The following is a 20,169-nucleotide window of genomic DNA, read 5'->3' as shown; positions in this document are numbered from 1 at the left end:
GTCGTCTGTCCGGTCGGGTCGTTGTCTAGTCGATCAGGAGGCATGCGTCCCATCCGGAGAGCGGCGGGGTGTCGGGGTGAGCCGCGGTGTGCTGGGCCAGGGCCAGGCCTGCGGATCCATCCAGTAGGCCCGCGGGGTCAGCAGGCGGGGTGTGCTGGTGGAGCAGGTTGATGACGGCGGGGAGCTGCTGGCTGATGGTGGGGGTGAGGGCGTCGCGGGCAGCTCGCCACGCGGTCTGGTAGACACCTGCGATGCCGTGGCACAGGCCAGGGTCGGTGATGAGCGCGAGCTGGTCGGGGTCGGTGAGGCTTGCGGCCAGGGCGTGCTCGGCGCGGCGCTGGCGGGCGGCGTCAGCAAGGGCAATGGCGGCGAGTTGTTGAGCGCGGCCGATGCCGGGGGTGCCATAGCACCAGGAAGGTCGGGGCGGCCCGGTCTGGGCGCTCCGGCCGGCGGTGGTCAACTCGCTGCCGCTGATCCATTGCGGCCACCAGGGCCCGGCTGGTCCGTCTTGCTGCCATCGATCGAACCATTCGCCGAGGTCGGCGATGGCGTCAAGTTGTCCGGGGACGGTGCGGCCGCGCCGTGCGGCGGTGGACAGAAACGCAAGGATCCCGGCGGCGCCGTGCGCCATGCCGAGGTTGAGGTGGCCTCCCGGTGTGGGCAGGAGCGGGTCGGGGGCGTGGGCGACCCACCAGCCTGGCCGTCCATCTGGGAGAGGCCGGGTGAGCTGGACCAGGTAGGTGAGGATGTGCTGGAGCTGTGGAACCTCAGGTGAATGGCGCAGGAGCAGTGCGCCGATTCCGGTGAGCCCGTAGAACAGGTCGTACTCGGCGAACGTTGTGGTTTCGCCGCGTTCGATGCGCGCGTTGGCCGCTTGGAGTCGTAGCTCGGTCGTTCGGGTCAGGTGGCCGTGCAGGGTGTTGATCGAGGAGCGGTAGCGGGGGATGCCGTCGGCCTGGGCGGTGCGCAGGACGAAGGTGATGGCGGGGGCGCCGTAGAACAGGCCTGTGTGGTGGGAGGCGATGATCTCCTCTCGGGTGGCGGTGTTGACCCAGGCACGCGCGGTCTGCCAGGTGCCGATCTGAGTGTGGGCGCGTTCGATGTGCAACAGAGCGGTTCCGGCCGCGCCTCTAGCCAGCGATTGGGCGAGGAGAGCCGTGTCGTCGGCGCCGTTGTCCTGTGGGTGGGTGCGTGCGGCGCTGGATTCGTCGTTGCGGGTCATGGCGCTGGCCGGTCGGTGCGGGCGAGCTGGCGAAGAGCGGCGGCGCGGGCGAGCTGGTTGGTCGTGCGTTCGAGGTCAGGGTCGACACCCATGCTGCGTGTGTGCTGGTCGTGCAGCAGGGACCGGAACACCCCGGCGGTCTGGCTGGCCGTGAAGTGGTTGCGGTAGTCGGCTAGTGCCGTCCTTCGTGCTTCCCACGCGAAGGCGACCGCTGGTCCGCCGGGGTGGCGTCGTACGGCGTCCAGGTTGGGGTCGGCCAGGTGCAGGGCTGCGTCGCGCAGCGCCAGGTCTATTTTCCCGCCGTGGCGCGGGAGCTGTTCGATCAGCCAGGTGTATCCCGTGACGGGGTCGGGGGCCAGGGCTGTGGCGAGGTCGGTCATGGAGGCCGCGGTGAGCGCCTGGACAGGGAGGCCGGTCCGGGTCGCCATGGTGATCTGGGCCAGGGCGGCGGCGGAGTCGGCGGCACAGACCTGCTCGGTGCTGGGGATGTGGGGGCCGTAGCGGCCGGTTTGCGGCTGGTAGGAGCCCAGGGTCAGGTCGGCGAGCAGGCCTTGGCCGAGCAGGTCGGCGGCGAAGTCGGCGAGCTGGGCGGCGGCCGCGGGGTAGGCCTCGCGGGAGGCGAGGCGTAGGTGGAGCCACAGGTGCTGGTCGGTGTCGGGCCGGGTGGTGTCTTGGTGGCGGCGAAACCACCACCGCTCCAGCAGGTTCGGGCCGAGCCGTTCGAGCAGGCCGGGGAGATGGCCGGTGAGGAGTTGGTCGTAGCGTGCGGGGTGTCCCAGGAGCTGGGCGTGGATCACCTCCCCGGCGCCGGGGAACGAACGGGCGGCCGGCCTTGTACCTGCGGCCGGGCGGTGCTGGGGGGTGCCGGTGGGTGGGGCGGCAACGGCGGTGAGGGGGACAAGGAGTTCGCAGGCCCGGCCTATCCACCCACGTGCGGCCGGGTCGCCGGCTTCGCGGATCTCTAGTCGCCCGGCACGGTCAAGGCGGTTGCGCAGCAGCGTCCGGTGGGCCTGGTGCTCAAGGTCGAGAGGAAGGCGCAGCTCGCCCTGGACCAGCGTGACGTTGGTCGGGACGTTCCACCGCTCTTGCCAGGCGTGCAGGTCCTTCTCCCAGGTCTGCATGGACTCGCCCGTAGGTGCAAGGGCAGCGGCGGACAGGATCCAGCGGGCGGGCGACAGGACGGTCCGGCCGTACCGGATCCGGGGCAGGTGGGGCAGGGTGCGGGCGGCGCCGAAGTCGAAGGGGCCATAGACCGCATGGCGGGCAGCCACGACCTCGGCGAGGAACCGCGCCAGCGGAGGCGTCTGTACCGACGCCTCCAGTGCGTGCAGGACCCGGGGCACTATGCGTCTGCCGGTTGAGGCTTGCACCAGGTACATCTGTGTCGCGTCCGCAGTGACGGCCAGGTCGTTCAGGCTGATCACAGCGGCGGTGGGGTCGGGGTGCTCGCCCAGGGAGATGACCTCGGGCAGCAGCCGCGGCGTGCGGGTGACGTTGTCGTTGTGCAGGCGGCGTGGCGGGAAGGACAATTGCGCAGCGACCGCTGCTCCGCCGGATGCACTGTGCGTTCCGGTGGCGTAGGAATCAGCGAGCGAACGGCGGGCCTGGTCGGGCAGAAGGCAGGTGAACCGCCCGGCCAGGCTGCTGGCCGGGCGGGGAACCCCGGTGACCCAGAGCTGGAATCGGCCGCGATCCAGCTCGGTCGTTGAGGCGGCGTGAACTTCAAAGGCCAGCTCCACCCGGTCCGGAGGGACCGGCTCGTCGGGGCCGCCGACGGCCAAGGCCGTGAGCGTCTGCTCGGTCAGCCTGATCTCCGTGCGGCCGTCGATGGCCGCTTCCTGGATGAGGGAGAGCAGCACCGCGTCACGGTCGGTCATGGCGCGGGCCGCCCGCTGGCGCGCAGCTCCCAGGAAACCTGCTGGAAAGCCAAGCCCGGAGTCGCCGACGAGTTCTCGGACCGGCACCAGCGCGCCCGGTCCGTACCGGTCGCGGAACCGGACATGGAAGTCTCTCCACGCATCGGTGCCGAACGGCTGGGCGGTCAGCCGCATCAGGGCCGACGCTGCCGCGGCGGCCTCGTGCAGGACGGCGCTCGGGATGGTGATCTGGCCGTCGACGGCAGTGTCGACGGCCAGGACCTGGCCGGTGCCCGGCGAGAGGTCCTTCATCGCGCTGGAGGTCTTGGTGCGGGCCGCTTCGGCGTCGACAGGACAATGGTGGAGGTTGTGGCGGGCGAGGCCTTTGGAGATTTCGGCCAGGTCGGCGAGCAGGGCCTTGAGATCGGGGAGGCGGTCGGCGCCTGCGGCTAGCAGTTGTGTGCGCAGGTGGCCGAGGCCGTCCACGACGGTGGCCGGGGGCCGCAGGCTGGTCAGCAGCAGGCCCTGTTCGACAAGATCGGTGAGTAGCGCGTGAACGGCTTGCGTACCTGCGGCGGGGAAAGCAGCGACCAGCTGATCGGCGAGTTCACCCAACGGGACCGGAGTCTGGGCGCTGGCGAGCGCGGCGCGCACCGGGCGGGTGTTGCGGACCGACACCTCCACCCAGGGACCAGGACCCTCGCTGTGGACCGGGCCACGGCCAGGGACCACGAACCGGTCCCCGCGCACAACTCCTTCGTTGCTGGCGACCACGTGAAGGCGCGGGAGCAGGTCAGGCTGCCGTTCCAGGTGGTTGATGATCGCGAAGAGCCATGTCCCGTCGGTGCGTGCCAGTGGACGGTGAACGGTGCCGAACCGGGCTGAGGCTGTTCGTGCGGTCTCGGCGGTGGTGACACCAGCGAACAGAGCGAACGGGGTCGGTCGCTGCTGCCAGCGCATCAGGTACGAGACCAGGGCGAGGACCAGGCGCCTGGTCTTGCGATCCTGGCCCTCACGATCTGGGCCGGCCTCGGCGAGGGCGTGGTCGATCTGCTCGGCCAGCGCGGGGCTGGCCAGCCGCACGGCTGCCCGGACGTCCAGGCGCTCCCAGGTCCGAGCCAGCCACCCTCGCCCGTCCAGCCCGATGGTCGCGTCCCTGAAGCTGAGATCGTCCGGGAGTTTCAGATCACCCGGGTCAGTGGTGACGCGGGCGAGTACCACGTCGGCGGGGCGGTAGAGCGAGCGCGATCCCATCACGTGACTCCTCGCCGGGGGGGTGGGGTGCCGCGCCTCCGCAAGCCGGCCGGAGGCGCGGTACCTGGTCACAATGGTTTAGAAAGGGTCGTTGGCGCTGGTGTTGCAAGCGCTGCCGCTACAGGTGCTCCCACAGTTGTCGCTGGTGTCGCACATGAGCTTGGCGATCGGGACGGCGGCTTCGACGACTCGCAGATCCAGGCTGAACTCCGCGTCGTCGTATACCGCCTCTTCTGCCCGGTTCTGTGCGAGAAGCGTGGGGGGCGTTGGGGACATGGCCGCTCCTTCTCTTCGGTGGGTGGTGCCCGGGACCTGGCTGTCAGTGAGGTGAATCCACTGACGGCCAGGAGATCGTGACGTGCCGGTGGACCTTGCTGATGACGGCGGTGCGGTCCGGCCTCGTAGCCAGCCGTTCAGCTGGGGTGTCGATCGGCCAGACGGCGAAGTCCGGGCCGCTGCCACGGCGGTAGTCGCGGTCCCATACCGTCACCTGGCCGGCCAAGGAGGCGGCGATGTCGGCGGCGTGCGGGCCGTAGCCGTGAGCGCCGAACTCGACGCGCCCTTCGCCCGACGGCCTGGTCGACAGGTAGGCGAAGGAGTCACCCTCGGCGACCGCGTACGGGAACCAGCGTCCGCCGGCCTCCACCGCCAGCCCGGGATCCCCCGCGCTGGAGTCAACGGTCAGCGCGCAAAATCCCGGCAGCGACGTCGCCAGCCAGAGCGGCAAGCTCTCAAACGGCTCCGCGCGGCCGACCACGACACCCGACCAGACCGCGGCCCGCTCACTGGCCAGGACGCCGTCTAGCAGGCTGGGCTCCTCCAGCGCCCCGTCGTCGAACCGCAGACCGACCTGCTCCCCACGTAGCAGCCACAGGCGTTCTGTGTGCGCACCGGCCCCTTGCATCTTGACGAAGCCGCACACCTCAGCCGAGCGGCTGACAAGATGATCGGCGTCGCTACCCGGCGCGCGTTCCAGGACCAGCGAACGGGTCACGCCCCGCATCCGCAGGGGCACCACGATCCGGCCGCCCGCCGCCAACTGATCTGTCCATGCCGGTGGGATGTCCCATGCTCCGGCGGTGACCAGGATCCGGTCATAGGGCGCGAACTCGGCCATCCCGGTTTCGGCGTCGGCGAGCACGACATTCACCCGTTCGTAACCGGCTTCGTTCAGGAACGCGCGGGCCCGTTCGGTGACGTCCTGGTCGATGTCGACGGTCGTGACCTGTCCCGTGGTGCCAACGATCTCGGCGATCAGGGCGGCGTTGAAGCCGCCGCTGCCGATCTCCAGCACCCGCATGCCCGGCCCGATCTCGGCCTGCTCCAGCATCCGAGCCTGGATCTCCGGTGCCGACACCGTACTGATCGGGGTGCCCTGCTCGTTGCGTTTGACGACCACGATGTCCCGCGAGTACACCTGCTCCAGCGGCGCCCCGGGAGCGAACACGTGTCGGGGAACGCTGCGGAACGCCTCCTCGACCCTGGGCGAGGTAACCGTCTTGTCAGCGAGGAGATCGTCCACGAGACGATCACGAAGCTGTTCCGCAGACGGCGAGATGATGGTGTCGTTGTCCATCCCCGGTAGTTTAGGCATCGCGCTCTGTCACCCCTTCGGACACGCCCTGGACTCGGCCGCCTTCGGCCAAGAAATTGCGCCCTTTGCGTTGGATCTTATGGATGGCGCGCCCTTTCCTTGGTCAACGGTCGCTGGAAGGTCAACCCTGGCCACGAAGATCAGCACAAGAGGGCCGCTGCGATGATTATCACTCCTTGCAGATCATGGCATCGTTTTGCTTGAGGCTGTCCAGCCGATCGCACGCGCCTCATATATCTTCAAGAGTCCGCAGAAAAACGGCCAGCATATAGCCGCCGAAGGCAACGGTCGTGCCGATGAGCGCGCTGACCATATCCACTAGTGGCCCCTCGTGGAACGAGGCATTCACTCCCAACGGCGAAAACGGCCCCGAAGGGCGCACCCAAGTTCTGCTGCGGCCCCAACGGCTGCCGCTTTCCTGACGAGGTCGGTATTGAGAAGCGCCACACGTCGGCGTTCCAGAGCCACTACCACGACCGAGGTGCAACGCGCGATTTCCCGCACTCATATGCCTGGCCTCCTCAGCCCCCGGCCGGCGAGAAGGTCTCCAGCGACCTTGTGGGCCACGGCCGACCTGGGTCCCGGCCGGAGAACCTCTTGGGCATCGGCCAGCCGCTCACTGTCCGGGTGGTAGCACAGATCAAGGCGCCCTTCGCCACCTGGCACACAAGCGACCGTTCGTGTGCCGCCGGTCCGATGGGGATCCCAGCACCGCAGAAGGTTGCTGTCGTCAACAAGGCGTGACCGGACACCTTCACCGTCCAGCCCCGAGGCCAGCGCCAAGAGGACCACACGTGGCCGAAGAGGCTGCTCAGCGACCGCGATCTCGTCGCTTCCGGGGGTCTTAGCGGTGCGTGGTGGATCGATGGCCACGGCCGCCTCCCCTTCTCCAGCCCATGAGCTTCGCTGTCGCTTGACACTGACCGCTCGGTGGTCTCCAGGTCCAGCAGTTTCACACTCTTTAACACCTGCGGCTTGATCTGCCGGGGACTGGGAACGATCAAGGGGTGTTAATCCATGTGAAACATGGCTGGTAGTGCAGCTCTGATACGTCAATATCGACCACACGATGTCTTCCTCATCCTCACCATCGTCCAGTGCACAGGCCGCCCGGCAACGCCTCGGCGATCAGCTTCGCCAGATGCGCCAGGAGAAGCGGATCTCCGGTGTGCGATTCGCTGAGCTTGCCGGGTGGAGTAGATCGTCACTGGTCAGCATGATCGAACGGGGACAGCGCAGCATTACCGCCGACCATGTTCGGCTATGGTGCAGGATCTGCGGGGCATCGGACCGGCGCACCGAAGAGCTGCTCGGCGAACAGGCAAACGCGGCCCGGATGTGGGTCACCTATCAGCAACTCAACCGCGGTGGGCTGACGGCGGCGCAGAAGTCTGTTCGCCAGGAATACGAGGAACTCACCCTGTCGAGGGCCTATCAGCCCAAGGTCATCCACGGCATGCTCCAGACCCAGGCGTACACCCTCGCGGCGTTGCGTACCGTGCAGGACGAGCAGCGTGTCGACGTCGCCGATAGCGAGGACGATCTGGCCGAGGCAGTTGCCGAACGCATGGATCGCCAGACCTTGCTCGGTCGCCCCGACGCGCGGTGGCTGTTCCTACTGGAGGAGACCGTGCTGTGGCTGCGTCCCTATTCCCGTGAACTACACGCCGCTCAACTGCGCCATCTGCTGGCGACGATGAAAAGGCCGACGGTGTCACTCGGCATCATCCCCGCGAACGCCGACCGCCGCGCCATCCATCCGGTTGAGGCATTCGACATCACCGACGCCGAGTTGGTCACAGTCGAGCTGGTATCGGGATACCTGTCGGTCACTCAGCCGGCCGAGATTGCGATGTACGTTGCCGCCTGGGACCGGCTGTGGTCGCTGGCGGCCTTCGGGAAACCCGCCGTAGCGTTGATAGAACGCGCCCTGGCCGATCTCGAAGGTCAGGACGGGCTGTAATCAGCGTGGGGAATCGCCCGCTCCCACATCATCTCGAACATGCCGACGACCGGGATGATCTTGCGGGGGTCAGTGACGTACTCGAACACTCCGAGTTCGGCACCGGCACCGCTGGTGAAGTGGTAGCGCACAAGCCTGTGATCGAACATCCAGTAATCGGCCACCGGCACGGCCAGGTCGTAGGCTAGACGGCGCGGCAACCATCGCAGATCCTCTCCGGCCTGGATATTGCCGTGGCTGATGGCATGTTCCCATCGGATGTAGTCGCTGACCGGCTCAGACACGATTCGCAGCCGCCGGACCTTGACACCGCGTGCGACGGCCGCGCCGACCGGCTCGATCCAGTCGTCCCACTCATACGAGGTGTCGCCGTCCTCCAGCCATTTGAGGAAGGCGGGATCCGTCGCGTCGTAGGTATCGCGGGCCTCAAGGTGAACGGCCGAACGCTCAGCGCTGGCCAGCAGATCTTCGAAGGATGGTTCGCCGTAGCCCTCTCGACCGGGTTCGTATGTTCCGGTGAGCGCCTCAAGGAGTTGAGGCTTCAAGCGCGCGGGGGTCCAGAAAGCGGCTTCGTCGTCGTGGATCGGAGTGTGGGCAGTGAGCTTAGCGATCACGTCGGGATCGGTCACCTTGCGGCCTACCTGGAAGAGATCGCCTGTGGCGGGTTCGACGAAAACAGCCGGGCAGGTGCTCTTCGGGGACGTGTCGTCCATGCCAACGAAATCCACTGCTGGGAACCTCCAGGGTGAAACGCCGTGAAGCCTTGCCGTCATGACCCTCACCCGTCGCGCCGTCCCAGTCAATGGGGCTGACGGGCCCGGTCATCCGAGCCTGGTCGGCGTGCTGATCGCTCTCGCCTACGCGGGCGAAGCCCCCCTTGACCGGAGACAGCTTCCTGGTCAACGACCAACGCACCGGCGAACACGGCCGCACCAACATCGTGTTCACCCTGCCATGCCGACGGCTGCCTCGATCCCTGCACAGTCACACAACAAACGACGCGCCATCGTCGCCGTCGCCAACTCCGTGCTCACCGTGGTCTGGTACCTGCTCAACGATCCCACCAGCGCTTCATCGATCTCGGCCCTGACTTCTACACCAGCCGGATCAACAGGCGCCGCCGGGAACGTGACCTTGTTCGCCAACTCGAATCCCTCACCGGACGGAAGGTCACTCTGGCCGACGTCGCCTAAACCCGCCACACCTCTCTGTGCCCACTGGAGCCGAGCTCGCCGGCTGGGTTTCGCTGCCGCGCGCCGGTGCAGCACCATTTTCGAGTTAGGTGCGGTCGCGTGGCTACAGCGGCCAAACGCCGGTGGCGATCGCCCCGCCCATCAGTGTTTCTGTCGTGGTGAGCGAGATCAGTGTCCCGACGGGCCGGGACTGCAGGCTTATCCGGAAGCCGCCGTACACAACTCGAAGTACGGCGCGGGTTCGGGGCGGCGGCTCACGTTTCCTCCTCGGCCGTGGCGTCGGTCGGTCTTCCGGACCGGGAGATCAGAGATCGAGGTCGGTCGGGACTCGACTCATCGGCAGGCCACGGATGGTCCTCGCCAAGCTGACCGACCCTGCCAAAGCTCGGCGCGATCAGGACACTGCCGTGGCCAGTTTCGCGCGGGTCGCGGCCTGCCCCCTCATCAGGGAGGCCAAGCGCGGCGAGGCATGTCTGCGGGCCTGGAAGAGCTCGTTCATCTGCTCAGGGTGGGTGCTCTCCCAGAGGGCCTGGGCCGGCCGGATCCGCTGGGTTTTCACAAAGGAGCGGCCGTCGGCGATCCGCTCTCGGACTTGGAGGTTCTGCCCGATACCCATCCACTGGCAGGCGGTGAAAAGTTCCTCGTCCGACAGCCGGCCCAGCGTGAGCAGGCCGTCGTGCTGCAGCGTCTCCGCGAGGCCGCGGATCGCGGTCGGCGCGGGGAGACTCGCGGCGATCACCCGGTTGGCGGGCGGCCCGCCGGCGGTGAAGGCGTCCTGCGTGCCGCGGGTATTCGGGTCGGTGCGCTCGCCGTGCAGTTCGGCGACATGGTCGTCAGGCAGCGCCGCGATGCCCTTGTTCGCCCTGTGCATCGTCCCCGGGCCCCACCGGATCGACCGGGCGGTGACCAGGTGCTCCCAGAGGCGGCCGACCAGAGCGGCGTCCTCACGCGGGTCGTGATCGCCGCGGCTCACCGGCTGCTCGGGGTCCCCGGCGAACTGGCGGGGGATCGCGGGCTTGGAGCGCTGGACCTGCAGATTTTCCCACAGCAGGTCGGTCAGGCCACAGCCGGTCGACAGACCCCGGGAACCCGGCATGCTCGCGGTGCGCAGCCGTCTCGCCAACTGCAGGGTGTCCAGGGTGCGGCACATCACCGCACCAGGGATGTCGGTGACCATCGCGACGGCCTGCAGAGCTGCGTGCGGAGCGGCTGGTGGAGAGGACCTCACCCGTGGGTGTGGAGCTGACCGAGTCTGGCTGGTGGTGGTGCTCCCAGCAGTTGCACGCCGCCCCGCCCGGTGACAGTTCCGACGAGATGGCCGGGGCGCCGTATGCCGTGCTCGGCCTGATCGGCCGTTACCTGGACCGGGTCGACCTGAGCCTGGGCGACTGGGTGACCATGGCGGCTCCGGCGGGCGGGCGGCCGGGGCGAGGTGTGTGACCTGCGATCTGGTGCAGGTGGTGGTCACCGGTTCCGGGCTGCGGCCGGGTCGGTGGTCAGGTGGGCGCCGGGGCAGCCGCCGGCCAGGGTGTGCAGCGCGGTCTTTTCGGCGTTGTCCACGGCCAGTTGCCAGCGGCGTTTGACCGACACCCATTCGATGGCGTACCGGCAGCGCGCGGCCGGGTGGGGCGGTAGCCAGGTGGCGGGGTCCTGGTCGGCTTTCTGGCGGTTGCTGCGGGCGGTGACGGCGACCAGGTGCCGGGCGTCGTCCAGGTCGTTGGCGTAGGCCTGGCGCCGGGCGGCGTCCCATGCCGAGGCGCCCGAGTCCCAGGCTTCGGCGAGCGGCACGAGGTGGTCGACGTCGAGCTGGGCGGGTTCGGTGATGGTGATGTCGTCGTAGTAGGACCACCACACGGCGCCGGACAGCGCGCAGCGCGCGCCCTGGTCAGGCGCCTGGATGGCTTCGGCGAGCAGAACCTCGTGTCGGGTGTGGCAGCCGTCGCGGTCGGCGTCGATCCAGTGCCGGAAGCTGGTGCGCTTGTACCCGGCACGGTTCTCCTGGCTGACCGGCAGCTGGGTGATCGCCTCTACCAGCAGCGGCGGCGGCGCGGCCGCTGCGATGGCTGCGGCACCGGCCGGGGCGCTAGCGGCCGCGGGGGCGGACGGCACGAGGGCGAACAGCGCCATGGCGGCCGCGAGCGCGGTGGGCAGTAGCGTGCTCGGCGTGCGGAGTCGCATGATCCTCCATACCTAACGATCGTCACACATTGTGTGTGATCGAATGCCAAGCGTAGGTTCGCGGATGGAGGCCGCCTCTACCCGTCGAGGTGACAGGTGCACATCGCCAGAACTAGTCCGTGGTGCTGCAGCGCTGATCACTTCGGCCGCAACGCACCACCGGGGACACAGGCGCTGCTGGGCAGTCCGCCGCGCGGCGGACTGCCCAGCAGCGCAGGAGCGGCGAGTCCCCTTGCCTGATCGCCCCTGCGACCACGTCCCGGGCCGCGCCAGGCCCCGTTGGCCCGGCCCGGGCCTGGTCAGGTCAAGACTGCCGCCAGCGTGCACGCGGCCGAGCTCGCCCAGACGCCCATCATGGGGCGGAATCGCCGGTTGGTGGCAGCGCCCGCGTGGTGCGTAGTGCGGCGGTCGAGCGCCAGCAGCACCGCCCGGGCTCAGCCACTAAATGCAACAAGTCGGACCGGCGCCCTGCCCCGATCAGCCCTCGCGGCTCATCGCCCTGAGACAAGATCATCGTTCTCAGACACCTTCTTGAACGACGGGCCTGGTACGGCCCCCCTGACAGCGGCTTGCGCGTCGGTGATGCGGACTCCGCAGGCCTGGGCGACGTCGGACCACGACACACCGTCGTCGCGGAGCTTTTGCGCTTGGACGCGCAGTGCCTGCTGGTACCGGTGCTGCTGCTTGGCGAGTTCGTCCAAGCCGGGCGACTGCGGCCGTACCTGTACCAGCGGGGGCGGGGCGGGCGCGTGCAGCAGCACCAGTGCGGCGTGCACGCCGGCGTGGATATCGCGCAGCGTGCGGCCGCAGACCAGCACGTCGTGATCGCCTGGCGCGGTGACCCACACACGGTCCTGCCGCATGACCGGCACGACTAGTGTCCTGCCGCTTTCGGTATCCGAAGTGGGTCGGCTGCCAGGGTCGCCGGTGCCGGACATGTCGGCAGGGCCGGTCATCGGGCGATCTGCTCCAGCAGAGTGATCATCTGATCGGCCACCGCGGCGGGCAATTCCCCGGTCGGCAGCACGATGCGGCGGCCGCCGACGTCCCAGAGCGCATGAGTGCTCGACTGTCCGATCTGGGTGAGGGTGACACCGTGGTCGGTGGCGGCCTGCCGCACCCGGCCCCAGCCCGGCCGGCGGCGGTCCCGTAGCTGCGCGGTCACCAGCTGCGTGTCGTACCACTCCTGAACAGTGATGATCGCGGGGTGGGCTTGCTGCCGGGACCACACCCACTGCGAAATGGGTGTGACGCGCTCGTGGTCGGCTCGCGATGATCGTCGGCCGAAAACTTGGAATCCGGTGTACTTGGGTTGGGCGAGCATTCGGCGCACGTGGCGGCCGTTCCACAGCAGCATGTCCTCGCCGGGGGGATGTGCGTGCAGGTCGGCGGCCAGCACCCGGCCGATCTCGGTGTCGCCGAGGCCTTCGTCGCGGCGTAGCCGGAAGCCCAGCGCCACGGTGGCCTGGCGGCGCTGGTCGGGGTGTAGCGCTAGGCGTTGTTTGGGCCGGACCGTGCCGAACCGGTCGGCCGGCCGCGGCGCGTTGGGGTCGATCACGGCGATGTAGCCGTAGCAGGGTTTGCCGTGCCGGTAGCCGTTGGCGGCGTGCTGGCGCTGGCCGCGCATCGACATCTCCATCAGCTCCGCCCGGGCGATCTCCGCGCGGACCTGGCCCATGCGGCGGACCTCCAGCCGGCCGGTGGTCATGCCGCCCTGGGGTTCGTTGGCGCAGTCCAACCGCACGCCGCAGGTGGTGAGGTGCTCCTCCACCTGCAGGTTGGACAGCATTTTGCGGGCGGCGCGGGAGATCCGCTCGCACACCACGCGGTCGATGTCGCCGCGCTCGGCCGCTCGCAGCAGCTGTTCGATGCCGCCGTCGCGCCGCACCGGCACGCTCAAACGGGCGTAGTCGGCATCGGTGGCCTGGCTGCGCTCGTCCAAGCCCAGCATGCCCGACTCGACATCCCAGTAGTAGGCGGCGAACTGCTCGCCGGGCGCCAGCAGGAGCGACGCCTCGGCCACCTGCCCGGCGATTGAGGCGGCCGGGTCCTGGTGGTCCTTGGTGGAACAGCGCCCCAAAAACGCGGTCCGGCACGGGCGTGTGGACGGCGCGGGCAGGTAGCCCGGCAGGGCGGACAGATCAAGGGGAGGGTCGAACATGAAGGCCTCGCTCGCGGAAAAGTCGGGGGTGCTCGAACAGAGAGCCGAAGATCAGGGCTGCACCCCCACAACAGTGGGAGCATCCCGCGAACGCGGGGCCGACGCTCCGCCGGCAGGTCGCAACACCAGCTGCCAGCGTCGTCACCGTGATTACTTCTTGGCGATACGGCATTTGGGGCAGCGGCAGCCGTGGTGGCGGTAGGTGGTCGTCGTTCCGTGGTCCAGGTCTGGGTCCCGGCCGTCCATGAGGGCCTGGTCCAGGCGGCGACGCCAGTCGCTGTCCCATTGGGCGCGGCCGAACATGGCCTGGGTGGTGAGGCCCGCGTCGTCGGCGACGGCTCGCAGTGGCCGGCCGGCGGCGAGCTGGCTGAGGATGTGGCGTTGCCGCGCGGGGGGTAGCTGCGCGGCGGCCTGTTGTCGTCGCCATGCGCGGGTGTCGGCGTTGTGCGCTCGCCGGGTCTCGGCGGTGCGTTCACCGCGGCGCCAGCTGTTGACGGCCTGGGCGAGCCGGGGTGTGAGGGGCACGCTGCGCCTGGCGTACCAGCGGTCGCAGGTGGCCTTGAGCTGGTCGGCGAGGTCGGGATGGTCGGCGAGCCAGGCCTCGGTCTGCGCCGGGGTGAGGTCGAAGTCGGCAATGGCGGTGCTGAGCGGAGTGCCTGCGTCGACGGCGGTGATGAGCCACTTCAGCAGTTGCCGAGGGGTGTGAGGTCGGCCGGGGCCAGGTGCGCTACGTGGGTGGTGGCTTGATGGGGGAGTGGCTGGGCGCTGGCGGTCCGGCTCGTGGCAGTGCAGGTCGCCGAGGGTTTGCAGCGCGAGGTCCAGGTGGCGTCGTTGGTTGGCGATGTGCCCTATCGCGACGCCTGGGGCGAGGCGGGTGCTGCTGGTCATAGGCCCCATCCGCTTTGGATCGCTTGGTCCAGGGCGTGGGTGAGGTGACGGCTGCTGGCTTGCCGGGCTGTTTCGGTGAGCCGGTCGATGGCGGCTGGTGACGGGTCACGGGCGACCTGGCGGACTGCAGGGTCGAGGTCGGCGCGCAGTTGCATGCGTGCTTGCTCGGCCAGGTGGGCGATCTGCTCGGCGGTGTGCGGCCGGGTGCGGGCGGCGGCGGTGGTCGCGGAGACCACCGCGCGTTCGATCCGTGCCAGCGTCCAGGCCATCGTGGTGAGCGCGCGGTGGGCGGTGGTTCCAGGTGTGCAGGCCGCCGCTGGTATGGCCAGCTGCCACTGCGCGGCGTCTTCGATCATGGAGCGGTGCCGGTTGTAGCGGACTTGGGTGAGGGTGATGCGGATGGTGGTGTCGCCGGGCAGGTGGCCGCCGGTTACGCGTTCGGCTACCGCTGTGAGGACGCCGGGTTGAGGTACTGGCTCATGCTCGATCGTGGCGTCGGGGTCGGTGGCGTCCAGGTCGGGGAGCTCTGCGGCATCGAGGGCGCCGAGCAGTTCCAGCAGCCGCCAGGGGTCGGTGTCGGTGCGCCAGGTCGCTCTGCGGGCTGGACGGGCGGTGTGCGGATCGCCGGGCAGGCGCCGGGCGTCGTCGCCGGCGGCGATCTGCACTCGGCGGACCATGCCGTCGTCGTCGCGGTGCAGCAGGATCCGCCGCGACGCCCACGTCAAGGTGTGGATCGGGCCTACGGGGGAGTGGTCGTTGCGGCGGTGCGGCGGGTCGCGCCGTTCCCACCATCCCAGATCGTCAGGGGGCGGCTGCGATTGGCTGGCCGCACGGTCCGGGTCAGTCAGCGGTCCGGTCGGCGGTGGTAGTGGCGGCAGGGACAGCAGCAGGGTTTGGGCGAGGGTGTGTCCGCAGAGTCGGATCTGCGAGCTCCAGCCGGCGTGGCCGGACGGGGTGCCCATCGCGCGGCCGCCGCCATGCGCGGCGCGGATCCCGCCGGTGTCGTAGGCCTGGCACCACAGCAGCCATACCGCGGCCTGGGCCTCGGTGAGCTCGCGGGGCACCGGGGCGAACCAGCCCGCGCCAGCGCCGCGGTCGGGATAGGCGGTGAGCCGGTCGACCGGCACCAGCTTGGTCTGCAGCCCGGGCGTCTGCGCGAAGGGACGGGCGCCCCACAAGTCGAACCGTCCGGCGTGCTCGTCCAGGAACCGGGTGATGGGCGCGGCGTCCAGGCGGCCGGTGCGCCACCAGGCCGCCCACTGGTCGTGGTCCACCGGGCCGCCCAGCGCGCGGTGGATGACCGCCAGCAGCAGCCGGTGCAGCGCGACCTGCTCCATCGGCCCGTCCGCCGCCAGATCAGCCAGCTCATGCGCGCGCAGCAGAGTGTCACGCAAGCTCAGCAACTGCTGGCAGCCGGTGGTGGTCTGCACCGGAATCCACGGCCGGGCGAGGAGGTCGAACACGGCATCCGGCCTGCCGGTGGGAGGTGCGCTGGCCAGATCAGTGGTCATGGCGTCGCCTCCGACGCGCGCTCAGGCAGGTCGGCGTGGCCGTCCGGCTCGGAGGCACCCGGACGCCAGCCCGGCGCTTCAGCGAGCAGGTCGATCACTGCCAGCGCGGTGGCTCGAGACCACGACGCGCACCGCTCGGCCAGATCGGCGACCAGCTGCGGGTCACCGATGTCCGGCCCGGCCTGGGTGATCTCATCGGCCAGCAGCAGGCCCGGCTGGTTCTCCACCCACAGCGGATCGAAGGCGATCCCGCCGACCACCCAGGTCAGAACGCGCCACCAGCTCTCGGGCATCGGCGGCAAGTCGGCAATCTCGGCGGCGAACAACCGTTCCAGGATGTCGGCGGGCAGCCCCCGCACCGCAGTCGCCCGCCGGGCCCGCGCGCGGGCCTGGTGCACCGTCTTGGGCGTCACCCCGAGCTCCTCGGCGACCGCGCGCACCGCCTCCTCCAGCTTGGAGCCGCGCTCGGCGCGGTGCGCGGCCACCCCTGCGTCGATGACCGCGGCCCTCTCGTCAGCGACCTGGGTGCGTGCCAGCGCGACGCGCGCCTCCCGCCGCCGAACCTGCTGCAGCCGCTCCCGCCAGTCCGCACCGGTCGATGGCGTACCGGTCGATGGCGTACCGGCCGGATCTGCCGCGGCGGTGTCTGTACCGGTCGGCGTCATCGCCCTAGGCACGCTGCACCGCGGCGTAGGCGGCGTTGTCGCTGAGCTCCCACGGGCCGACGACCTGCCAGCCGTGGGCGGCCAGGATCTGCTCGGCCTCCTGCTCGATCAGGCCCAGCTTGTCGTCATCGGTCGTGCGGACCGTCGTCTCGACAGCCTCCATCACCACACGGTCCGACATGCCCAGCACCGGGACTTCCTGGCCGCCCTCGCCATCCCGGTAGCCGACAACGTCGTTCTCAGCGACCAACACATCGCAGTACTCGCCAGCCACGACATCAGACGCCGTGGCGATCGCTGCGGTGTAGGTGGTGTCCATGAGCGGCGCCTCCCGGTGATCGCGGACCAGACTGTCCCTCCATCCCCTCCATCGAACCTACCCCTGCCGGTAGGTGTCTTCCTACCCCTAGGGGTAGGCAGGCCGGATCCGGACAGGCTAACCGTGACCGCTTCGCCGAGAGCGGCGCCCTCATCCGCACCCGCCTCGTCTCGTGATCCGCGGGTCCCACCCCGAAGATGTCGTGCCGGCAGTGGAAGTGGTCTCGCCGACGCCTCACCCGCCGAGCAGGCCGCGGCCGGTGAAGAGGGGGAGGGTGAACGGGGTGTGCAGGCCCGCAGGGGCCTCGGCGACGGCGGGGATGGCGTTCACGGCACGCAGGGCGGTGGCCAGGGTGCCGGGCACGGTCGGATCCGTGGCACCGGGGTTGGCGATGTCCATGCGCCACGGCGGCTCGCCCTCGATCTCGACGCGGTAGCCGCCGGCCTGGCCGAACGGGGCGGTCGGCCAGTGCGGCAGGCCGATGTCCGCACGGAGCCGGGTGACGTGTTCCACCACGATGACCGACCGGCCGTTCAGGACGCCGGAGACCTGGAAGCGCATGCCCGCGGACGTGCCTTGGGCGATGGTCCCGGCCGGGATCTGGAAGGTCTCGGGCGCGGGGCAAAGCTCATACGACTCGGTCACCTCGTCCAGCTCGACATCGAGCCGTTCGGCCAGCAGGTGGACGATCGAGCCCCACATGAGGGTGAGCACGCCGGGCTGCAGGATCGGCGGGCGATGGCCGAGGGGTGCGCCGAAGCCGAACTTGCCGACGATGGCCTCGGGTTTGTCCCACGTCCCGTAGCACATGACCTCGCTGATCTTGATCGAGTCGATCCGCAGGCAGACGCCGGTGAGGACCATCGGGAGCACGTCGTTCATGAGGCCGGGGTCCAGCCCGGTGGTGAGCAGGGAGGCGCCGCCCTCGGCGCAGGCCGCCTCCAGGCGCCCGACGTCGCCCGGATCGGCCGACGGCGGGTGGACCAGCGGGATCAGCGCGGTGGAGACGACGTCGATGCCCGCTTGGAGGATCCGGCACAGGTCGTCGACCGCGCCCCCGGGCCGTCCGCCGTCCTCCGCCGTCGCAGCCGAGCCACCCCGCGACGGCCCGCCGTGCCGACGGCGGTGTAGCTGATGACGTCCGGGCGTGCGGCGATGAGCTCGCCGGGATCGGCGGTGGCCCGGATCCCGATGCGGCGGGCGATCCCGGCCAGCTCACCGGCGTCCCTGCCCACCTTGGCCGGATCGCTGACCACGACCCCCGCCAGCTCCAGCCCTGGATGCTCGATGATGGCCCTGAGTGCCTGCCGGCCCACGTTGCCGGTGGCCCACTGGCCGACGCGATAGGACACATTTGCTCCAACCAAGCGCTCGTTCAAGGATGCGGGCATTGTAGTCCGGACGGCCCGCACCCAACGGGACGCCGACATGACGACTCCGCTGGTGTCGGCGATCCTTGACGAGGAGGAGGTCGTGATGGACGTGCCGTTGGAGCGCTACGGCTCGCACATGCAGGCGTCGCTGGCCGAGGGGCTGTGCCCGGACTGCTTTACCGCGACGCTCACCTCCCGGCCGGAGCCGCTGGTCGACTGTGAGGGCGTGGAGCGCACCGTCACCGTGCTGGCCTGCCGCACCTGCGGTGAGCAGTGGTGGCCCGCCGACGCGCTCGACCCCGGCGTGGCCGGCGAGTGGCTCTTCATGGACGGGCAGGGCGTCAGGACCATCCTCAGCGTCCGCACCTGGGACGGCCGGTGGCAGACTGGTCCGCCCGACCCGGAGAGCTGACCGGTACGCGCACGCCAAGACATGATCTGCATCACACCTACCCTCATGTAGTTGCCCCCGATTGCCCCCAAGTTCCCCGCACGCGCGACAGCACCGAGGATCAGGTCGCCGACCGGTGGCCCGCCCGGTACGGTCATCCTCTAGGACACACAGCGGGCGAGATCTCCCGCCCCCGATCCGGCCGAGGAATTCCCGGCCGGATCGCCGGGGAGCAAAGGAGATCAAAGATGCCTGCGAGGGTCCTGCGCTGGATCAGCGCCCGGTTGCGGTGCGTGTGGATCTGGCAGAGCGTGACCGCCGGCGCCATCGGCGCGATCGTGACGGCCGTCCTGCGGCGCTACGGCGTCTGACCGGCACACGAAGGCCCCCCCAAGGAACAGTTGGGGGGGCCGACGTGTGTGTGCGGGGCGTTGCCTGACAGGCGACGCCCGTACGGACGCTCACCATACCTACAACTGGCGCGTTTCCGCTGGTCACACTGAGAGCGCTGCGCGGCAAGCAGCAGTTGACACATGTCTTTGAGCTGCTATTTTGCCCCCGTAATGTGACTTGGGTCACAACGAGGAAGCGCAAGCGGCTTACGAGGAAGCGCAAGCGGCTTACGCGGGGCGGCCACCTGGACAGGTGTCCAAGTTCCGTCAAGCGGGACCGCATTTTCCGTGAGTTGGGGTGGACGACGATCTGGGCGGGTCGTCCGGCCACCTCGTCACAGCCCCCGCGCCGCAGGCACAGGCGCCCTCGCACCGATTCCACCTGTTCTCCTGGCTGCAGTTGGACAGACCGCAGGGCCCATCATTCGCCTCGGTGTCTGGGACAGGTCCTGCGCGTCGCAGGAGAAGATGAAGGCCCCGCGATCAAGGGCCGGTCCCTCCCCCGAAGGGACCCCGTACAACCTGAGGCCGCGGACCGTGATCGTTCGACTAGGTCCGTGAAATTCGATCACGGCACGCGGTCAGTCGGAGGAGCCGATGAACATCTCCACCAAGGCGCTGCTGACCACAGGCGCGGCTCTGGCCATGGCGAGCGGCCTGTTCGTGGGCGTTCCCGCCGCCTCAGCAGATCCGCCGAGGCCCGCCGCGACGCCTTCCCCCGGCCCCAAGGGCGTCCCCCAGAAGGCCAACTACCGGCCGAACATGCCCATGGGCACCTCCTGCCAGTCACCCGGCAACGGCCACGTCTGCATCTACGTCGGCCCCGTTGGGACCCAGAGCTACGTCCGCGTCTGGTACACCAAGGTCGCCGGAAACCCCATCTTCGCCAGTCTCGAGTGGCGCAACCCAGCCGGCAAATATTTCGTGACGCAAGCGGTGTGGATGGCCGCCGGCGAAACCTGGGAGTACACCTGGCATACCTACATCGGCCCCGGCTGCAACGAGGGCTTCCTACTCGACCACGGCAACTTGTCTTCGTACCCGTCCGGCCAAGAGTGCGTGTGAGGGGTACGCGACCTTAGTGATCCGCGTCGGAATCGTGTCGTGGCGTTGCAGGGCCTTGGGAGGGCGGGGAGAACCATGCGGATCGGTGCCGAGATAGACGGCCTTATCTCGGCACCGATCCGCGTACGGTCTTCGGCCGGTACT

21 protein-coding genes are annotated in these 20,169 nt (G+C 69.3%); 5 read left to right on the top strand and 16 right to left on the bottom strand.

Features of this window, described 5'->3' with window-relative positions; all coding sequences use genetic code 11:
* Positions 1 to 25: 25 nt before the first annotated feature.
* The 4 genes from ABD333_RS36710 to fxlM form a co-directional block, all read right to left on the bottom strand.
* Positions 26 to 1,222 (bottom strand): lanthionine synthetase C family protein, encoded by a 1,197-nt coding sequence (locus ABD333_RS36710; protein WP_344547186.1) that lies wholly within the window; start codon positions 1,220 to 1,222, stop codon positions 26 to 28.
* Positions 1,219 to 4,332, bottom strand: a complete 3,114-nt coding sequence (locus ABD333_RS36705) for a lantibiotic dehydratase (RefSeq protein WP_344547185.1) — start codon at positions 4,330 to 4,332, stop codon at positions 1,219 to 1,221. The genes ABD333_RS36710 and ABD333_RS36705 overlap by 4 nt, the downstream gene beginning before the upstream one ends.
* Positions 4,333 to 4,410: 78 nt before the next feature.
* Positions 4,411 to 4,608, bottom strand: a complete 198-nt coding sequence (locus ABD333_RS36700) for an FxLD family lanthipeptide (RefSeq protein WP_344547184.1) — start codon at positions 4,606 to 4,608, stop codon at positions 4,411 to 4,413.
* Between the two features lie 43 nt (positions 4,609 to 4,651).
* A complete protein-coding gene (gene fxlM / locus ABD333_RS36695) occupies positions 4,652 to 5,908 on the bottom strand; it encodes a methyltransferase, FxLD system (RefSeq protein ID WP_344547183.1) in 1,257 nt (418 codons plus the stop codon).
* 1,087 nt (positions 5,909 to 6,995) lie between these two features.
* On the opposite strand from fxlM, the gene ABD333_RS36690 reads away from it, so the two are divergent.
* Entirely contained in the window at positions 6,996 to 7,889 is an 894-nt protein-coding gene (locus tag ABD333_RS36690) for a helix-turn-helix domain-containing protein (RefSeq protein ID WP_344547182.1), read from the top strand.
* Here the strand turns inward: ABD333_RS36690 and ABD333_RS36685 are convergent.
* The 3 genes from ABD333_RS36685 to ABD333_RS36675 all read right to left on the bottom strand — a co-directional run bounded on the left by ABD333_RS36685 (position 7,874) and on the right by ABD333_RS36675 (position 10,259).
* Positions 7,874 to 8,602 (bottom strand): DUF6879 family protein, encoded by a 729-nt coding sequence (locus ABD333_RS36685; protein WP_344547181.1) that lies wholly within the window; start codon positions 8,600 to 8,602, stop codon positions 7,874 to 7,876. The genes ABD333_RS36690 and ABD333_RS36685 overlap by 16 nt on opposite strands.
* 231 nt (positions 8,603 to 8,833) lie before the next feature.
* Complete coding sequence (locus ABD333_RS36680) at positions 8,834 to 9,034, bottom strand: hypothetical protein (RefSeq protein ID WP_344547180.1); 201 nt, start codon at positions 9,032 to 9,034, stop codon at positions 8,834 to 8,836.
* 442 nt (positions 9,035 to 9,476) lie between these two features.
* Positions 9,477 to 10,259 (bottom strand): hypothetical protein, encoded by a 783-nt coding sequence (locus tag ABD333_RS36675; protein ID WP_344547179.1) that lies wholly within the window; start codon positions 10,257 to 10,259, stop codon positions 9,477 to 9,479.
* A 35-nt stretch (positions 10,260 to 10,294) separates the two neighbouring features.
* Here ABD333_RS36675 and ABD333_RS36670 point away from each other — a divergent pair, with 35 nt between their 5' ends.
* Positions 10,295 to 10,522 (top strand): hypothetical protein, encoded by a 228-nt coding sequence (locus tag ABD333_RS36670; RefSeq protein WP_344547178.1) that lies wholly within the window; start codon positions 10,295 to 10,297, stop codon positions 10,520 to 10,522.
* 24 nt (positions 10,523 to 10,546) lie between these two features.
* Here the strand turns inward: ABD333_RS36670 and ABD333_RS36665 are convergent, their stop codons facing one another.
* The 9 genes from ABD333_RS36665 to ABD333_RS36625 form a co-directional block, all read right to left on the bottom strand.
* Positions 10,547 to 11,260, bottom strand: coding sequence for an HNH endonuclease family protein (locus ABD333_RS36665; RefSeq protein ID WP_344547177.1), 714 nt, complete (start codon positions 11,258 to 11,260; stop codon positions 10,547 to 10,549).
* Positions 11,261 to 11,751: 491 nt separating this feature from the next.
* Complete coding sequence (locus ABD333_RS36660) at positions 11,752 to 12,123, bottom strand: hypothetical protein (protein WP_344547176.1); 372 nt, start codon at positions 12,121 to 12,123, stop codon at positions 11,752 to 11,754.
* 89 nt (positions 12,124 to 12,212) lie between these two features.
* The gene (locus ABD333_RS36655; RefSeq protein ID WP_344547175.1) at positions 12,213 to 13,421 is read right to left on the bottom strand and encodes a recombinase family protein; all 1,209 of its coding nucleotides are present in this window, start codon (positions 13,419 to 13,421) and stop codon (positions 12,213 to 12,215) included.
* A gap of 150 nt (positions 13,422 to 13,571) precedes the next feature.
* Positions 13,572 to 14,309, bottom strand: coding sequence for a hypothetical protein (locus ABD333_RS36650; protein WP_344547174.1), 738 nt, complete (start codon positions 14,307 to 14,309; stop codon positions 13,572 to 13,574).
* On the bottom strand, positions 14,306 to 15,820 hold the full coding sequence (casA, locus tag ABD333_RS36645; RefSeq protein WP_344547173.1) for a type I-E CRISPR-associated protein Cse1/CasA: 1,515 nt from the start codon (positions 15,818 to 15,820) through the stop codon (positions 14,306 to 14,308). Before casA ends, ABD333_RS36650 begins: the two co-directional genes overlap by 4 nt.
* Positions 15,817 to 16,485 (bottom strand): hypothetical protein, encoded by a 669-nt coding sequence (locus ABD333_RS36640; RefSeq protein WP_344547172.1) that lies wholly within the window; start codon positions 16,483 to 16,485, stop codon positions 15,817 to 15,819. The genes casA and ABD333_RS36640 overlap by 4 nt, the downstream gene beginning before the upstream one ends.
* Before the next feature lie 4 nt (positions 16,486 to 16,489).
* Positions 16,490 to 16,804 carry a hypothetical protein gene (locus ABD333_RS36635; protein WP_344547171.1) on the bottom strand — a complete coding sequence of 105 codons (315 nt, stop codon included), beginning with the start codon at positions 16,802 to 16,804 and terminating at the stop codon, positions 16,490 to 16,492.
* A gap of 234 nt (positions 16,805 to 17,038) precedes the next feature.
* Positions 17,039 to 17,686 (bottom strand): hypothetical protein, encoded by a 648-nt coding sequence (locus tag ABD333_RS36630; protein WP_344547170.1) that lies wholly within the window; start codon positions 17,684 to 17,686, stop codon positions 17,039 to 17,041.
* A gap of 110 nt (positions 17,687 to 17,796) precedes the next feature.
* Entirely contained in the window at positions 17,797 to 18,156 is a 360-nt protein-coding gene (locus tag ABD333_RS36625) for a hypothetical protein (protein ID WP_344547169.1), read from the bottom strand.
* 76 nt (positions 18,157 to 18,232) lie between these two features.
* Between ABD333_RS36625 and ABD333_RS36620 the strand changes: the two genes are divergently transcribed.
* The 3 genes from ABD333_RS36620 (at position 18,233) to ABD333_RS36610 (ending at position 20,025) form a co-directional block, all read left to right on the top strand.
* A complete protein-coding gene (locus ABD333_RS36620; protein ID WP_344547168.1) occupies positions 18,233 to 18,589 on the top strand; it encodes a hypothetical protein in 357 nt (118 codons plus the stop codon).
* Between the two features lie 227 nt (positions 18,590 to 18,816).
* A complete protein-coding gene (locus ABD333_RS36615) occupies positions 18,817 to 18,939 on the top strand; it encodes a hypothetical protein (protein ID WP_344547167.1) in 123 nt (40 codons plus the stop codon).
* A 618-nt stretch (positions 18,940 to 19,557) separates the two neighbouring features.
* Positions 19,558 to 20,025: a hypothetical protein gene (locus ABD333_RS36610; RefSeq protein ID WP_344547166.1), complete on the top strand. Its 468-nt coding sequence runs from the start codon at positions 19,558 to 19,560 to the stop codon at positions 20,023 to 20,025.
* Positions 20,026 to 20,169: the final 144 nt, after the last annotated feature.

Origin of the sequence: Actinomadura fulvescens, assembly GCF_039533225.1 — a bacterium.
In the GTDB taxonomy this organism is placed as follows: domain Bacteria; phylum Actinomycetota; class Actinomycetes; order Streptosporangiales; family Streptosporangiaceae; genus Spirillospora; species Spirillospora fulvescens.
The sequence above is the reverse complement of the archived record's forward strand: the minus strand, read 5'-3'. Positions and strand labels throughout refer to the sequence as shown.

Excerpts from the sequence above, each read along its gene's own strand:
- ABD333_RS36710 (WP_344547186.1), bottom strand. The coding sequence starts at position 1,222 with ATGACCCGCAACGACGAATCCAGCGCCGCACGCACCCACCCACAGGAC.
- ABD333_RS36705 (WP_344547185.1), bottom strand. The coding sequence starts at position 4,332 with ATGGGATCGCGCTCGCTCTACCGCCCCGCCGACGTGGTACTCGCCCGC.
- ABD333_RS36700 (WP_344547184.1), bottom strand. The coding sequence starts at position 4,608 with ATGTCCCCAACGCCCCCCACGCTTCTCGCACAGAACCGGGCAGAAGAG.
- fxlM (WP_344547183.1), bottom strand. The coding sequence starts at position 5,908 with ATGGACAACGACACCATCATCTCGCCGTCTGCGGAACAGCTTCGTGAT.
- ABD333_RS36690 (WP_344547182.1), top strand. The coding sequence starts at position 6,996 with ATGTCTTCCTCATCCTCACCATCGTCCAGTGCACAGGCCGCCCGGCAA.
- ABD333_RS36685 (WP_344547181.1), bottom strand. The coding sequence starts at position 8,602 with ATGGACGACACGTCCCCGAAGAGCACCTGCCCGGCTGTTTTCGTCGAA.
- ABD333_RS36675 (WP_344547179.1), bottom strand. The coding sequence starts at position 10,259 with ATGGTCACCGACATCCCTGGTGCGGTGATGTGCCGCACCCTGGACACC.
- ABD333_RS36665 (WP_344547177.1), bottom strand. The coding sequence starts at position 11,260 with ATGCGACTCCGCACGCCGAGCACGCTACTGCCCACCGCGCTCGCGGCC.
- ABD333_RS36660 (WP_344547176.1), bottom strand. The coding sequence starts at position 12,123 with ATGCGGCAGGACCGTGTGTGGGTCACCGCGCCAGGCGATCACGACGTG.
- ABD333_RS36655 (WP_344547175.1), bottom strand. The coding sequence starts at position 13,421 with ATGTTCGACCCTCCCCTTGATCTGTCCGCCCTGCCGGGCTACCTGCCC.
- ABD333_RS36650 (WP_344547174.1), bottom strand. The coding sequence starts at position 14,309 with ATGACCAGCAGCACCCGCCTCGCCCCAGGCGTCGCGATAGGGCACATC.
- casA (WP_344547173.1), bottom strand. The coding sequence starts at position 15,820 with ATGACCACTGATCTGGCCAGCGCACCTCCCACCGGCAGGCCGGATGCC.
- ABD333_RS36640 (WP_344547172.1), bottom strand. The coding sequence starts at position 16,485 with ATGACGCCGACCGGTACAGACACCGCCGCGGCAGATCCGGCCGGTACG.
- ABD333_RS36635 (WP_344547171.1), bottom strand. The coding sequence starts at position 16,804 with ATGGACACCACCTACACCGCAGCGATCGCCACGGCGTCTGATGTCGTG.
- ABD333_RS36630 (WP_344547170.1), bottom strand. The coding sequence starts at position 17,686 with ATGAACGACGTGCTCCCGATGGTCCTCACCGGCGTCTGCCTGCGGATC.
- ABD333_RS36620 (WP_344547168.1), top strand. The coding sequence starts at position 18,233 with ATGACGACTCCGCTGGTGTCGGCGATCCTTGACGAGGAGGAGGTCGTG.
- ABD333_RS36615 (WP_344547167.1), top strand. The coding sequence starts at position 18,817 with ATGCCTGCGAGGGTCCTGCGCTGGATCAGCGCCCGGTTGCGGTGCGTG.
- ABD333_RS36610 (WP_344547166.1), top strand. The coding sequence starts at position 19,558 with ATGAACATCTCCACCAAGGCGCTGCTGACCACAGGCGCGGCTCTGGCC.